Source organism: Salmonella sp. 32031103-2018-00083-FB-01-SM-01 (assembly GCF_017571995.1).
Classification (GTDB): domain Bacteria; phylum Pseudomonadota; class Gammaproteobacteria; order Enterobacterales; family Enterobacteriaceae; genus Salmonella; species Salmonella enterica.
The window spans coordinates 264,489-278,826 of sequence record NZ_JAGEQL010000003.1 but is presented as its reverse complement, the minus strand read 5'-3'; the positions used below and the strand labels follow the sequence as shown (position 1 = coordinate 278,826).

At 50.7% G+C, this 14,338-nt stretch carries 16 protein-coding genes; 6 read left to right on the top strand and 10 right to left on the bottom strand.

The features are described 5' to 3' along the window. Positions 1–7: 7 nt before the first annotated feature. From citE to citC, 3 genes are read right to left on the bottom strand one after another with little or no spacing between them, the layout of a single operon-like run. Positions 8–916, bottom strand: coding sequence for a citrate (pro-3S)-lyase subunit beta (gene citE / locus J4614_RS11065; protein WP_000622347.1), 909 nt, complete (start codon positions 914–916; stop codon positions 8–10). Continuing rightward, on the bottom strand, positions 913–1,209 hold the full coding sequence (gene citD / locus J4614_RS11060) for a citrate lyase acyl carrier protein (protein WP_000700685.1): 297 nt from the start codon (positions 1,207–1,209) through the stop codon (positions 913–915). The genes citE and citD overlap by 4 nt, the downstream gene beginning before the upstream one ends. Further along, complete coding sequence (gene citC, locus J4614_RS11055) at positions 1,206–2,282, bottom strand: [citrate (pro-3S)-lyase] ligase (protein WP_000467874.1); 1,077 nt, start codon at positions 2,280–2,282, stop codon at positions 1,206–1,208. The genes citD and citC overlap by 4 nt, the downstream gene beginning before the upstream one ends. Positions 2,283–2,667: 385 nt before the next feature. On the opposite strand from citC, the gene dpiB reads away from it, so the two are divergent. Continuing rightward, positions 2,668–4,329: a sensor histidine kinase DpiB gene (gene dpiB / locus J4614_RS11050; protein ID WP_000121807.1), complete on the top strand. Its 1,662-nt coding sequence runs from the start codon at positions 2,668–2,670 to the stop codon at positions 4,327–4,329. Beyond that, a complete protein-coding gene (dpiA, locus tag J4614_RS11045) occupies positions 4,298–4,978 on the top strand; it encodes a two-component response regulator DpiA (protein ID WP_000138778.1) in 681 nt (226 codons plus the stop codon). Before dpiB ends, dpiA begins: the two co-directional genes overlap by 32 nt. 53 nt (positions 4,979–5,031) lie before the next feature. Here the strand turns inward: dpiA and dcuC are convergent, their stop codons facing one another. Beyond that, the gene (dcuC, locus tag J4614_RS11040; protein WP_000958619.1) at positions 5,032–6,417 is read right to left on the bottom strand and encodes an anaerobic C4-dicarboxylate transporter DcuC; all 1,386 of its coding nucleotides are present in this window, start codon (positions 6,415–6,417) and stop codon (positions 5,032–5,034) included. Between the two features lie 378 nt (positions 6,418–6,795). Here dcuC and pagP point away from each other — a divergent pair, with 378 nt between their 5' ends. After that, complete coding sequence (gene pagP / locus J4614_RS11035) at positions 6,796–7,368, top strand: lipid IV(A) palmitoyltransferase PagP (protein ID WP_001623090.1); 573 nt, start codon at positions 6,796–6,798, stop codon at positions 7,366–7,368. A gap of 187 nt (positions 7,369–7,555) precedes the next feature. Further along, positions 7,556–7,765, top strand: coding sequence for a transcription antiterminator/RNA stability regulator CspE (gene cspE, locus J4614_RS11030; RefSeq protein WP_000034826.1), 210 nt, complete (start codon positions 7,556–7,558; stop codon positions 7,763–7,765). A 60-nt stretch (positions 7,766–7,825) separates the two neighbouring features. On the opposite strand, the gene crcB is transcribed toward cspE, so the two are convergent. Beyond that, positions 7,826–8,209: a fluoride efflux transporter CrcB gene (crcB, locus tag J4614_RS11025; protein ID WP_000939753.1), complete on the bottom strand. Its 384-nt coding sequence runs from the start codon at positions 8,207–8,209 to the stop codon at positions 7,826–7,828. A 90-nt stretch (positions 8,210–8,299) separates the two neighbouring features. On the opposite strand from crcB, the gene J4614_RS11020 reads away from it, so the two are divergent. Both J4614_RS11020 and tatE read left to right on the top strand, forming a co-directional pair. Then, the gene (locus J4614_RS11020) at positions 8,300–9,088 is read left to right on the top strand and encodes a deaminated glutathione amidase (protein ID WP_000495793.1); all 789 of its coding nucleotides are present in this window, start codon (positions 8,300–8,302) and stop codon (positions 9,086–9,088) included. A gap of 128 nt (positions 9,089–9,216) precedes the next feature. After that, the gene (gene tatE, locus J4614_RS11015) at positions 9,217–9,420 is read left to right on the top strand and encodes a twin-arginine translocase subunit TatE (protein WP_000503938.1); all 204 of its coding nucleotides are present in this window, start codon (positions 9,217–9,219) and stop codon (positions 9,418–9,420) included. Positions 9,421–9,505: 85 nt separating this feature from the next. Here tatE and lipA read toward each other — a convergent pair whose 3' ends face one another. The 5 genes from lipA to dacA all read right to left on the bottom strand — a co-directional run bounded on the left by lipA (position 9,506) and on the right by dacA (position 14,256). Then, the gene (lipA, locus tag J4614_RS11010; protein ID WP_000042640.1) at positions 9,506–10,471 is read right to left on the bottom strand and encodes a lipoyl synthase; all 966 of its coding nucleotides are present in this window, start codon (positions 10,469–10,471) and stop codon (positions 9,506–9,508) included. 205 nt (positions 10,472–10,676) lie between these two features. Continuing rightward, positions 10,677–11,630, bottom strand: coding sequence for a YbeF family transcriptional regulator (locus J4614_RS11005; protein ID WP_001282817.1), 954 nt, complete (start codon positions 11,628–11,630; stop codon positions 10,677–10,679). Between the two features lie 301 nt (positions 11,631–11,931). Further along, positions 11,932–12,573 (bottom strand): lipoyl(octanoyl) transferase LipB, encoded by a 642-nt coding sequence (lipB, locus tag J4614_RS11000; RefSeq protein ID WP_000284011.1) that lies wholly within the window; start codon positions 12,571–12,573, stop codon positions 11,932–11,934. Positions 12,574–12,672: 99 nt separating this feature from the next. After that, positions 12,673–12,936, bottom strand: coding sequence for a DUF493 family protein YbeD (ybeD, locus tag J4614_RS10995; protein ID WP_000850547.1), 264 nt, complete (start codon positions 12,934–12,936; stop codon positions 12,673–12,675). 108 nt (positions 12,937–13,044) lie between these two features. Further along, complete coding sequence (dacA, locus tag J4614_RS10990) at positions 13,045–14,256, bottom strand: D-alanyl-D-alanine carboxypeptidase DacA (protein ID WP_000858711.1); 1,212 nt, start codon at positions 14,254–14,256, stop codon at positions 13,045–13,047. Between the last annotated feature and the right edge of the window lie 82 nt (positions 14,257–14,338).

Below are 14,338 nucleotides of genomic sequence, written 5' to 3'. Positions count from 1 at the left end.
TTTTGCCTTATTCTTCGCGAATACCGGAAAGTTCTGCACGGGAGAGCACCAGACGGGCGCGTTCAATCACCGGGCTGTCGACCATCTTGCCGTTAAGGGAAACGACGCCAAGACCTTCGCGGGCGGCGGCTTCTGCGGCTTCAACGACCAGACGCGCATGGGCGACCTCTTTACGCGTCGGCGCATAAAGGTTGTGCAGCAGCTCTATCTGGCGGGGGTTGATCAGTGACTTACCGTCAAAGCCCAACTGTTTAATGTGGGCGGCTTCTTGCAGGAAACCGGCTTCGTTGTTGGCGTCGGAATAGACGGTATCGAAGGCCTGAATGCCGGCGGAACGCGCGGCCTGCAAAATGGAGCAGCGGGCGAACAGCAGTTCGGTGCCTTCCGGAGAGCGTTCGGTGCGCAGGTTGCGAACATAGTCTTCCGCGCCCAGCGCAATCCCGATCAACCGTTCAGAGGCGTGGGCGATTTCTACCGCGCGGGTAATACCCAGCGGCGATTCCACGGCGGCTAACAGGCCGGTACTGCCCGGTTCGCGACCGCAGGCGTTTTCAATGCGCAGAATTTCGTTTTCGATATCAATGACGTCCTGCGCGGTGTCGGTTTTCGGTAAACGCACCACGTCCGCGCCGCCGCGCACGACCGCTTCCAGATCGTTGACGCCCCATTCGGAGTCCAGCGCATTCACGCGGACGATGGTTTCGACGTCACGGTAAAGCGGATGTTGCAGCGCGTGATATACCAGACGGCGCGCCGCGTCTTTTTCGCGTAATGCAACGGAGTCTTCCAGGTCGAACATCAGCGCGTCGGCCGGATAGATAAACGAATTGCTCACCATCGCCGCGTTGGCGCCCGGTACGAATAACATACTGCGGCGGGTGCGGGTTTTACGTTGTTGCAGAGAGGCGGAAATCATTGGCGATCCTCCCAGGGCAGAGCGGCAATACCGCTGGCGCGCGCCAGTAGCGTTTCCAGTCGGGCGCGCAAAATGCAGTCCAGAGCGCCTTTATCATCGACGTTCAGTTGTACGCCGCGCACGTCGTAGCGAGAAAGCACCTCCAGGATGGTGGCGCGAATGGCCTCGCCAAACTGTTTTTCAACGCTACTGCTGATTTGCAGGTCAATATCCTGCGTATCGAGCGGCGCAATGCGTATCATCACATCGCCGGACTCAAGCGTGCCTGCGACGGCTAGCTGGTTTATTTTCATTTTTCACCTGTTGCTAATACGGGGGACTTTTGACGGGCTGCCGCGCTGCCCGGATGGCGTTCGACCATGCCCTGCAAATAGCGCAGGGTGGCGTCGGGAACCAGCGGCGCGATAGCCGTGAGATCGTGTTTAACCAGCAGCTTGCGTACCCAGGAGGCGGATATCGGCGTCTCCTGGAAGCAAAGCCGCTCTATTTCCACCAGCGTAATGGGTGGGGCGGGAAGCGTTGGCGTCTCCAGCCAGAAACGCATATCAAGGTTATACTGGGCGGTAACGGTACAAAATGGTTCCGTACCGACAAAGCGGTGTGTGATGCCAAGCGCGGGCGCCAGATACTGGCGGAAAATCTTCAGGTCGATTTCGGTATAACAGTGATTAATAACGCTCTGCTCTTTAATGAAATAGCAGGGGAACGTCGCCCGAGAAATAATGTATTCGGAGCCGCGGTGAACGGTTAAGCGCGGGATATCGGTGGTCCCTTTAAGAACCAGATCGAGTCGGTCTTCATAGGGAAAGCGTGACGTATCTTCTTTGACCAGGAACAGATGCAGCCAGTCGCACTGCGCAGCCGCCTGTTGGATCAGATAGCGATGGCCGTTCGTGAAAGGATTGGCGTTCATCACAATACAGCCAATTTTCTTTCCCTCGTGACGTAATGTCGCCAGCGATTCCGCATACCGTTTCAACCGGGTCGCGCTATTTTCCATTAAGACCATCACGCCGGGGACGCTGGCTATCGTCGAAAAGCTGCACTGTTTAAACAGCGCTTCGTATTCCGTTTTGGTATAAATAAAAAGATGGGTGCAGTGCCGTTCCCAGGCGAGATTAATCAATTCCGTCGCTAGCGTTAACGCTAAGCCTTCGCCGCGTACTGATTCGCTAATGGCCACGCATTTAATGATATTTCCAGCAATACCGCCGCAGGCAATAAGACGGTCATCACGGCTGACGGTAATAAACACCTCTACAGTGGTATCGACGCTTAAATCATTCTCTTTGAGAAAGTGAGCGATCTCCGCCATTTTTTTATTTTCAGAGCGTTTTACCCGAGTGAATACATTATTGCCAAACATAGTAAGAAATATCCTGGTGATATGCTTGTTGCCACTTTTCTGTATATGTTGCGCTGTGTTGCAACTTGATAACTTTTTCTTTTCAGTCAGAGTAGGAGTATTTTTATGACGAGTTATTTATTTTTTCTCACTGACGTATACATCGTAAGGAGTATTTTGGTGGTAAATTTTGATTTATTTCACAAAGCGTTAGATGGTTTTTAAGTGTTTTATGGTTTTAAGTTTTTTAATTAATTTAATCGCCATTCCGGCGATGGGTTTTAGTTGTTTAATTGATTTAATGTGGGGAATCTGTAACGATTGGTTTTTATAGGCTTCAAGATGCTCAAAACATTTTTATTACATTTGCGATAAATCTGCAGAGAAATACCCATAAGGAACCTTAATGTCCTATCAGAAAAATAAAAAGCTGTTTCCTTTTTTTCGGCAACTCGCGTTTCCGTTACGTATTTTTCTGCTCATTCTGGTGGTTTCTGTTTTCATCGTGGCAGCGTTAGCACAATATTTGTCTGCCAGTTTCGAAGATTATCTGGCGTCCCATGTTCGTGATATGGCGATGAATCAGGCAAAAATTATTGCTTCTAACGACAGCATTATCGCCGCCGTAAAAAACCGGGACTATAAACGCCTGGCGATAATTGCGAATAAACTGCAGCGCGGGACGGATTTTGACTATGTGGTGATAGGCGATCGCCACTCGATCCGGCTTTACCATCCGAATCCGGAAAAAATCGGCTATCCCATGCAGTTTACGAAACCCGGCGCGTTGGAAAGAGGAGAAAGTTATTTCATTACCGGTAAGGGCTCAATAGGGATGGCGATGCGCGCCAAAACGCCTATCTTTGACAACGAAGGCAACGTGATCGGCGTTGTTTCAATTGGCTATCTGGTCAGTAAAATCGACTCCTGGCGGCTGGACTTCTTATTACCGATGGCGGGGGTTTTTGTCCTGTTGCTGTTGGTATTAATGCTGCTTTCCTGGTTTTTCGCCGCGCATATCCGCCGACAAATGCTGGGCATGGAGCCGAAACAGATTGCGCGCGTGGTACGCCAGCAGGAGGCGTTGTTTAGCTCGGTTTATGAAGGGCTGATCGCCGTTGATCCGGAGGGACATATCACCGCGATTAACCGCAATGCGAGAAAAATGTTGGGGCTGCCGTCGCCGGGGCGTCAGTGGCTGGGCAAGCTGATAGCGGAAGTCGTCAATCCGGCAGACTTTTTTACCTGCCAGATCGCAGAAAGACGCCAGGACGTGATGGCCAACTTCAATGGCCTGAGCGTCATCGCCAATCGTGAAGCTATCCGTTCCGGCGAGGAGTTGCTGGGCGCTATTATTAGTTTTCGCAGCAAAGATGAAATCGCGACGTTGAACGCGCAGCTAACCCAGATTAAACAGTATGTTGAGAGCCTGCGCACGCTACGCCATGAGCACCTGAACTGGATGTCGACTCTGAACGGCCTGCTGCAAATGAAGGAGTATGATCGGGTCAGAGAGATGGTGCAGGGTGAGTCGCAGGCGCAGCAGCAACTTATTGATAGTTTACGCGGCGCCTTCGCCGATCGTCAGGTGGCCGGTTTGCTGTTTGGCAAAGTTCAGCGCGCGCGTGAACTGGGGCTCAAGATGGTGATTGTTCCCGGCAGCCAGCTACATCAACTGCCGGAGGGGCTGGATAGCACGGAGTTCGCCGCCATCGTCGGGAATCTGCTGGATAACGCGTTTGAAGCGAGTTTGCGTACACAGGAAGGCGACAATACCATCGAACTTTTCCTGAGCGACGAGGGCGACGAGGTGGTGATAGAGGTCGCCGACCAGGGCTGCGGCGTTCCTGAAGCGCTGCGGGAAAAAATTTTTGAACAGGGCGTAAGTACCCGAACCGACGAACCCGGTGAGCATGGTATCGGGTTATATCTGATTGCAAGTTATGTGGGGCGCTGTGGCGGGGTCATTACGCTGGAAGACAATGATCCTTGTGGCACCTTATTTTCTTTATTCCTTCCGAAAGTGAAAAAAAACGATGACAGAACCATTAACCCTATTGATCGTTGAGGATGAAACGCTGCTGGCGGAGATGCACGCAGAATATATCCGCCATATTCCTGGCTTTAAGCAGATATGGCTGGCGGGCAATCTGGCGCAGGCGAGAATGATGATTGACCGGTTCAAACCTGGATTAATTCTGTTGGATAATTATCTGCCGGATGGGAAGGGGATTACGCTGCTGCATGAATTAATGCAGTCGCGCTATCCCGGCGGCGTCGTGTTTACGACCGCCGCCAGTGACATGGAGACGGTAGCGGAAGCGGTACGTAGCGGCGCGTTTGATTATCTGGTCAAACCTATTGCTTATGAACGTTTGGGACAGACGCTGACCCGCTATCAACAGCGCAGACGTATGCTGGCGAGCGCGGATAGCGCAAGCCAGAAGCAGATAGATGAAATGTTCAACGCCTATGCGCGCGGCGAACCGAAAGGGGATTTGCCGACCGGTATTGATGCCTTAACCCTTAATGCGGTGATGAAGCTGTTTGCCGATCCAACCGTACGCCATACGGCTGAAACGGTTGCGCAGGCCTTAACGATAAGCCGCACCACATCCCGACGTTACCTGGAATATTGCGCGAGTCAGCACCTGATTGTCGCAGAGATTATTCATGGCAAAGTGGGCAGGCCGCAGCGTATTTACCACGGCGGCTAAGCTTGGTTTAAGATGCCGGGGCGATGTTTTCCCTCGCCCCGGCTTACCGGCTATCAGCCGCCAGTAACGGCGGAAGAGGCGCCTGGCACCATAATTTCCGTGGCGATAATGACGATCAACAGACCGACGATGACCGGAACGGACGTGCGCTTCACCACTTCAAACGGTGATATTTTAGCCATCCCGGCGACAGCGACCACCACGCCGGAGACCGGCGAAATCGTGCGCCCCAGGTTTGAGGCTTGCAGCATTGGGATGGATAAATAGGCTGGGTTGATGCCGGAGGAGTGCGCCAGTTTAGGGATCATCTCAACAAAGGCGTAAAAAGGCGCATTGCCTGAACCGGTGGTCATCGCGGCCAGCATGGTTAAAATCACTAATACCAGCATCAGAATAATGCTGGCGGAGCCAAAAGAAGTGGCAATCGAGATCAGACTTTGGATAAAGCCAATGGTGCTCAGCCCCTGGGCGAAAACGCCCGCCGCGACCAGCAGCATCACGACGCCGGCAAACGCATCCGCCATGCCGCGATAAGCCACTTCCAGGCCGGAAAACACATTTTGCGTGTTGAAGCCGCGCACGAATTCCAGCACGGCGGCCAGCAGCATACAGATCACCAGGATGGTAATAATGTGCAACTGCGGCCCCCATTTACCGTCAAAAATCAGTACGCCGATAATGGGCGTGAACGGCAAAAGGGCATAAAACGCCGGGGCCGTGGTGGTAATCTCCGCAACGTCCAGCATCTCATGTGAAATGTTCTCTTTTTTATCCAGATAGCGTTGCCAGAAAAAGTGCGCAATCGCCATACCGATAATTGCGGCGATGGAAATCGGCAGCGTGGTTTTGAACGCGAAATCGATTAACGGCATCTCCGCCGCTTTTGCGGCTAAAACCACATCGCCAGACGTTGGCGAGAGGATGATGGCGGCCGGAGAGGCGCAAATAGCCGCCGCCGCGCCGCGGCTAATGCCGACGTTGACCATCACCGGGAAGAGAGTAGCCATGAGCAGTACGCCAAGCCCCGTCGCGGAAGAGACGGCCAGCGACATCAGGCAGGCGACAAAATAGGCGGCAATCATCAACAGGTAGGGCGAGTTTATGTACTGTAAAGGTTTCGACGCCAGCTTCACGACCATATCATTCGCGCCGATATGCGTCATATAAGCGGCAAAGCCGCACAGCATCATGATCATCATGCCAAGATCGCCGCCGCGACTCATGAGCAAAATTTTGATGTATTCAACAATATCTGTTGCGGTATAGCCGGTACTGGTTTCGCTGGCAGGTAATACCTTATGCCCCATCAGTGCGCTGATAATAAGCAGAACCAGACCGCCGACAAATAAAACGCCAGTGGCGGAATATCCCTTAATGATGTAGCGCGCTACACCCACAATAACGACGACTCCGATAAGGAGCTCTATAACTGTTAGCATTGTTTCCCCTGTCTTATCGACACCCAGAGTAAAAATAAGAACCACAAAAGTGGTATAAAAATGTACCGAATAAAGGATGGCGCCTTACTGATTAAAATCACGGCGCGGTTATTTTTTCATGTCATCGCTAAAGATGAAATATGCTTATACGAATTTTCTGTAGCGCTATAAGTATTAATTTATTGTTATTTTATTGTTTTGTTTGTTGTGCTTTGTTTTGTGTTTTTTGTGAAAACTTAGTAAGGAGAGCGCGACGGTTCTGAGTGCTAAATCAAACGCCGTTAACCCGATACTTTCTCAGATTATTCTCTGTTTATAGTTTGTTAAGATTTTATTCAGGTTAATGTTGTTATTATCACGGTCGAATTTTTGAACGGTATGGCTGTTGTGATGATTATCAGAAAGTATTTTCTTATTATTGCTCTCCTTGTTATGCCATGGCTGGCTATTCCTTCAGTCTCTGCGGCGGATAAAGGGTGGTTTAACACGTTTACCGATAACGTCGCAGAAACGTGGCGACAGCCTGAGCATTATGATTTGTATGTCCCCGCCATTACCTGGCATGCGCGCTTTGCCTACGATAAAGAGAAAACGGATCGCTATAACGAGCGGCCGTGGGGCGTTGGTTTTGGTCAGTCGCGCTGGGACGACAAAGGCAACTGGCATGGCCTCTATATGATGGCCTTTAAAGATTCATTTAACAAATGGGAACCCATAGGCGGTTATGGCTGGGAAAAAACCTGGCGACCGCTGGAAGACGATAATTTTCGTCTGGGACTGGGCTTTACCGCAGGCGTTACCGCGCGCGACAACTGGAATTATATTCCCATCCCTGTACTGTTGCCTTTAGCGTCGATAGGCTATGGTCCCGCTACCTTTCAGATGACCTACATTCCGGGTTCGTATAACAACGGAAACGTCTATTTCGCCTGGATGCGTTTCCAGTTTTGACGGGGAAGGGCATGCTTCAGTTGTGAATAAAAAAGCCTTAAAAAACAATAAGTAGACAGGGTTAGCTAAAAATTAACGCGATATTTATCACTTTTTCGCAAAGTTCGACTGGACAAAATGCATCACAATTGTTGTACTGGTATCCGACACAGCATTTGTGTCTATTTTTCATGTAAAGGTAATTTTGATGTCTAAGATTAAAGGTAACGTTAAGTGGTTTAATGAATCCAAAGGATTCGGTTTCATTACTCCGGAAGATGGCAGCAAAGACGTGTTCGTACACTTCTCTGCAATCCAGACCAATGGTTTTAAAACTCTGGCTGAAGGTCAGCGCGTAGAGTTCGAAATCACTAACGGTGCCAAAGGCCCTTCCGCTGCAAACGTAACTGCTCTGTAAGCATACGTCCGACAGCAAGATTTCAAAACCCGTCCTTTCGGCGGGTTTTTTTTTTTGCGCTTAACGCGCCGCTGCGGCGGAAAATAGCCAGAATGCCAGCGCTGTCATGGCAAACGAACCCAACAGGTTAATCAGCACATTCAGCAGCGCCCAGCCAAAGCGCCCCTCTTGCAGCAAGAATACCACTTCAGCAGAAAAAGTAGAAAAGGTCGTCAGGCCGCCGCAAAAGCCGGTCGTAATGAGCACTTTCCACATCGGATCGATATGTGTCATGCGGTTAAACCAGGCGAACCCCATGCCGATAATAAACGCGCCAAGCAAATTTGCTGTTAGCGTACCGATGGGAATCGCCTGATGAAGCGGATTAAAACGCATACTTAGCATCCACCGGGCTACGCTCCCCGTTCCACCGCCGATAAAAACTGCTAAAAGAAGCTGTAACACTGCCGAATCCTTTATTTAATTGCTATACAGGAGGAGTGTAACGCCGAACACGCATAATTGGCGAGTCCTGACAGAGGTGTGGGAGGGGATATGTTCGTTGCAGCCGGGCAGTTTGTGGTGAGTTCTGTATGGGAAAAGAATGCGCAAGTTTGCGTTTCGTTAATGGCTCAGGCGGCGGGCCGCGGCGTATCGCTTCTGGTGCTGCCTGAGGGGATATTAGCGCGAGATGACATCGACCTTGACCTGCCGATTCGCGCCGCGCAGCCGCTGGATGGCGCGTTTATGACGCGGCTTCAGGAAGAAAGCGCTCATAATAATATGACGACGATATTCACTATCCTTGTCCCGTCAACGCCTGGACGGGCGGTTAATATGCTGGTGGCGCTACGGGCAGGTCACATTGTCGCGCGTTACGCGAAGCTGCATCTCTATGATGCGTTTTCGATGCAAGAATCCCAAAGTATTGATGCCGGAACCGCTATCGCGCCTGTGCTGGACGTGGAGGGGGTTAAGGTGGGGCTTATGACCTGTTATGACCTGCGCTTTCCTGACATGGCGTTAGCGCTGGCTTTACAGGGGGCTGACGTATTGGCGCTGCCGACGGGCTGGGTTCGCGGCCCGTTGAAAGAGCAGCAGTGGTCGACGCTGCTGGCGGCGAGAGCGCTGGATACCACCTGCTATATGATTGCGGCCGGGGAGTGTGGTAATCGTAATATTGGTCAAAGTCGTATTATCGATCCGTTGGGGGTAACGATAGCCGCAGCAGCCGATCGTCCGGCGCTGATCGTCGCGGAAATATTCAGAGAACGAATAGACCAGGTGCGGGAGCAACTTCCTCTTTTGCAGCAACGACGATTTGCGCCACCGCAATTATTATGATGTTTTTTTACGCAAAGCTTGATTCACCTTGTTACAGATTGCTATTGTGTGCGCGCGTCGAAAGACCGTTAATATTCTCAGGTTAATCCGGCGCGTTACGCAGCCTGTTTTTAGTGAAGAAGGTATCTATGGGTGAGATTAGTATTACCAAACTGCTGGTGGTTGCCGCACTGGTTGTTCTGCTGTTTGGTACCAAGAAGTTACGTACGCTGGGCGGAGACCTGGGCACGGCGATTAAAGGATTCAAGAAAGCAATGAACGATGAAGACGCGGGCGTTAAGAAAGACGTCGACGGTAGCGTTCAGGCTGAAAAACTCTCGCACAAAGAGTAATAGCGCGATGCGCTTGCTCCGCAGAGTAAAAAAACCGGCAAGTTGCCGGTTTTTTTTGCCTGAAATGTAAGCGTCTATTACACGATCATTTCACTTCCATGCCTTTGGCCTGGAGATCAGCATGGTACGAAGAACGTACAAAGGGGCCACAGGCGGCATGGGTAAAGCCCATCGCCAGGGCTTCCGCTTTCATCTCGTCAAACTCTTCCGGGCTGACATAACGCTGTACCGGCAGGTGATGGCGGCTTGGCTGTAGATACTGACCAAGCGTCAGCATGGTGACGCCATGACGGCGTAAGTCGCGCATAACCTCAATGATTTCCGCATTGGTTTCGCCTAAGCCCACCATCAGACCCGATTTTGTCGGAATTTCCGGGTGCGCTTCTTTGAAGCGTTCCAGTAATTTCAGCGACCAGTTGTAATCGGCGCCCGGACGAACCTGGCGGTAAATACGCGGCACGTTTTCCAGGTTGTGGTTAAACACATCCGGCGGCGTCGCGTTAAGAATATCCAGCGCGCGATCCATACGTCCACGGAAGTCTGGCACCAGGGTTTCTATTTTTATCTCCGGGCTTTTGGCACGGATAGCGGTGATGCAGTCAGCAAAATGCTGGGCGCCGCCGTCACGCAGATCGTCACGGTCGACAGAGGTGATGACCACATAGCGTAGCGCCATGTCGGCGATCGTTTGCGCCAGTTTCTGCGGCTCTTCCGCATCCGGCGCAACGGGGCGGCCATGGGCGACATCACAGAACGGACAGCGGCGAGTGCAAATGGCGCCAAGGATCATAAACGTAGCGGTGCCGTGGTTGAAACATTCAGCCAGGTTTGGGCAAGACGCTTCCTCGCAGACAGAATGCAGGCCATTTTTGCGCATTGCGGCTTTGATGCCCTGGATACGGGTAGAATCCGCCGGAAGTTTTATTTTCATCCATTCCGGTTTACGTAGTAGAGCGTCGCGCTCTGTGACCACATTTTTAACCGGGATAAGAGCCATCTTATCGGCATCGCGGTATTTTACACCGCGTTCCATCACAATGGGTTTACTCATAGCGTGCGTGTTCCAGTTGCGAATAACGAAGGAAAGCGTTTCAATTCAAGGGAAAGTTGTATTTATCAACTATTTTTGAATTTGTGACACGCAGTATATCATTGATAAGGGCCATAAAGCAGCCTGACAGCCCGGCAAAATGTAAAATAGTTGTTGTTTTGTGCTGTTTGCCCATATCTTCCGTGACCTGAATGCAACATTTTTGTCAGAACGCCTCACGAATGATATCAATGACGTTCTCCAGCACCGGATCGCGCAGACTCAGTTTATTGTAATGCAGCGAGAACTCGACCTGTTCACTATTCACCGGCGCGTAGGGAAGGCGTTCAAGCGGCCAGCAGCGGCTAAATAAGTCGTAGAAGCGGGTGGGCATCAGTCCCAGCAGATCGCTGCTGGCGATCAGCGAGGCAATGGTAAAAATATTGTAGCTGCTAAAACTGATTTGCTGATCGGGAAATGTCTCCTGCAGTCGCTGGCGCAGTAGGGAAAGATGTTGTCCCTCCAGCATCAGAAAGGTGTGATCCGCGCTGTTCAGTCTCTCTTCAGTAATGGCGTTCGCCAGACATGGGTGATGCTGGCGGCAGACAATCTCAAGCGTATCGCTAAACAGGACGTGATGCTGGATGCTCCGGTTGTTATAGCTATGGGTATTGATAATGAGATCGGTCTGAAACTGACTAAGCTGGCTTTCGGCATCGTCTACCGGAATGTTGCGCAGCAAAAGCTGAGGATAACGCGGCCTGATGGCCTGGTAAATAATCGGCATCACTAGCGCGCCGACCGAAGGCGTCGTGCCAATTGTAATGGTACGCTGCTTATCGTAGCTGCCCGTAAGATCCAGGGCGCCAAGAATAGATTCCAGCCCCTGGCTGATGTATTCGTGCAGATGCGTAGCATACGTCGTGGGCGTTACGCCCTGGCCTTTGCGAATAAACAGCGGATCGGGAAATATAGTCCGTAATTTTTGAATGGACTGGCTGATGGCTGACGGCGTCAGGTTAAGAATTTTCGCGGCATTGACGATCCCTTTATGGACATATACGGCCTCGAAAATCGTCAACAGATTGAGGTCAATATTTCTCAGTGTTCTGAAAATTTGCGGTTTGTCTTGTAGATGTTGATCGGCCGGTTGTCTTTCTGCCTGATTATTATCACTCACGCTCTGGCTCCGAATTCATTCGTATTATGAATAATAGATGAAATAGTATATTTTGCATTTATGAGTTGGTTTTAAAATTACTCTTATGAATGTATTTTAAGTCATTTCAATAAGATAAGTAACAGCAAGGCCGGGATTTTGTTCACGGAAAATTCCTCATCATGAGGACTGAAGAGGCCATGCCGCCTGGCGGCTACAGCAGGGATATAACGAAAATATAGAAAGCGGGGGGAGAAGTAAAGCATTCAAATCATATATGATTAATGACCCATAAATTTCTTGGGCCATTATATTTTACGCATTAAGCAGCAATATATTCATACGATGGATTATTTAGCAGAGCTAAAATATTCGCCAGCAAGCGGGGCGCAATATTATCCGTGGTAGCGTCTTCTTTCCACTGTGTTATTTTGGCCATTTCCATGCCGGCATAACCACACGGGTTGATGCGCAGGAAAGGAGAAAGATCCATGTTAACGTTTAGCGCTAAACCGTGGAATGAGCAGCCGCGACGGATACGTAAACCCAGCGAGCAGATTTTCTTTTCACCCACATAGACGCCCGGCGCATCGGCGCGCGGATGCGCCTCAATACCAATTTCAGCCAGCGTATTCACCACGGTCTGTTCAAGTAGGGTGACTAAATCACGCACGCCCAGTTTACGTCGTTTCAGGTTAAGTAAAACGTACATTACCTGTTGGCCCGGACCATGATAGGTCACCTGTCCTCCACGATCGCTCTGCACAACGGGAATATCGCCAGGCATCAATATATGTTCCGCTTTACCGGCCTGGCCCTGGGTAAACACCGGGTAATGCTCAACCAACCAGATTTCATCATGGCTGTTTTCATCGCGCATATCGGTAAAGTTATGCATGGCCTGAGAGATAGCTTCATAGGGCTGAAGGCCGAGCTGGCGGACAAGGATTTTATCCTGATACAAAACGGCATCTCCGTAGAGAATGAAAAAAGAGAGGAAAGTATATCACAGCGGGGGAGGCGGGGAGTTACCCGGATAAGACCGGGTAACCGTCTGGATGTATTACAATACCATTCGCACGATATCAATATTGCCCAGTTCTTCGTACAGCGTTTCAACCTGTTCAATATGGGTGGCATTAATGGTGATAGAGACCGAGTGGTAGTTGCCTTTGCTGCTCGGTTTTACCGTCGGAGAGTAATCACCAGGCGCATGGCGCTGTACCACTTCAACCACCTGATCAACCAGCTCAGGTAACGCCTGCCCCATTACTTTGTAAGTAAATGGCGTAGGGAATTCAAGCAGTTCGTTAAGTTTGGTTTTCATGTCAGCTCCGGCATTACGTAAAAAAAATAACAACTCCCGCCACAGGGCGGGAGTTTTACTGATGCATAGTATATGGGGACGAAAATCACACTTTCAAGCGTTCAATTTTTATCCAAACCAGTGATGGAACATTAATTTAATGTAATCAATGATTTTACCGAAGAAGTTCCCTTCCGGGATCTCTTGCAGTACGACCAGCGGACGCTGCTCGATGGTTTTACCGTCCAGCTGGAAGTTGATGGTGCCGACCACCTGGTTTTTCTGCAGCGGCGCGTGCAGTTCTGCGGTATTCAGTACATAGCTCGCTTTCAAATCTTTCATGCGACCACGAGGGATCGTCAGGTAAACGTCTTTATCGACGCCCAGCGAGGCGCGATCGGTATTACCAAACCAGGCGGGTTCAGAGGCAAACTCTTTACCAGCCTTCAGCGGATTAACGGTTTCAAAGAAACGGAAGCCCCACGTCAGCAGTTTTTTGCTTTCTGTTTCACGGCCTTTATAGGTCCGTCCGCCCATCACGGCGGAAATCAATCGCATCTGGCCTTCGGTTGCGGAAGCGACCAGATTATAGCCCGCTTTGCTGGTATGGCCGGTTTTGATACCGTCCACATTCAGGCTGTTATCCCACAGCAGACCGTTACGGTTTAACTGGCGAATGCCGTTAAAGGTGAACTCTTTTTCTTTATAAACGGCATATTCGTTCGGCACATCGCGAATTAACGCCTGGCCAATCAGCGCCATATCGCGAGCTGAACTGTATTGTCCGTCGGCGTCCAGGCCGTGTACGGTCTGGAAGTGGGTATTTTTCAGCCCCAACGCGTTCACATAGCTGTTCATCAGCCCGACGAAAGCATCCTGGCTACCGGCGGCGAAATCAGCCATCGCCACACAGGCGTCATTGCCGGATTGCAGATTGATGCCGCGTATCAACTGAGAGACCGGTACCTGCATTCCCGGCTTGAGGAACATCAGCGAGGAGCCTTTAAATACCGGATTGCCGGTGGCCCAGGCGTCATTACCGACGGTAACCAGGTCGGTTTCTTTAAATTTACCCGCTTTCATTGCCTGTCCGATGACGTAACTGGTCATCATCTTCGTCAGACTCGCCGGGTCGCGACGTTCGTCGGCGTTTTGTTCCGCCAGAACTTTACCGGAGTTGTAGTCGATCAGGATGTAGGATTCCGCATCGATCTGCGGAACACCCGGGATCATAGTTTTGATATTCAGGTCATCGGCATGTGCGGTTGAGATAAACGCGGCACAAAGCGCCGTGGTGAGCGCCATGCGCTGCATAAAACGAGCGGAAAAAGTGGTCTTCATGGTCTGAACTACGACGTCCGTGATGAAATTAAAAAAAGAGCCCTACTATAGCAAAAGCATAACTGGCAGGCATCTGACTTTC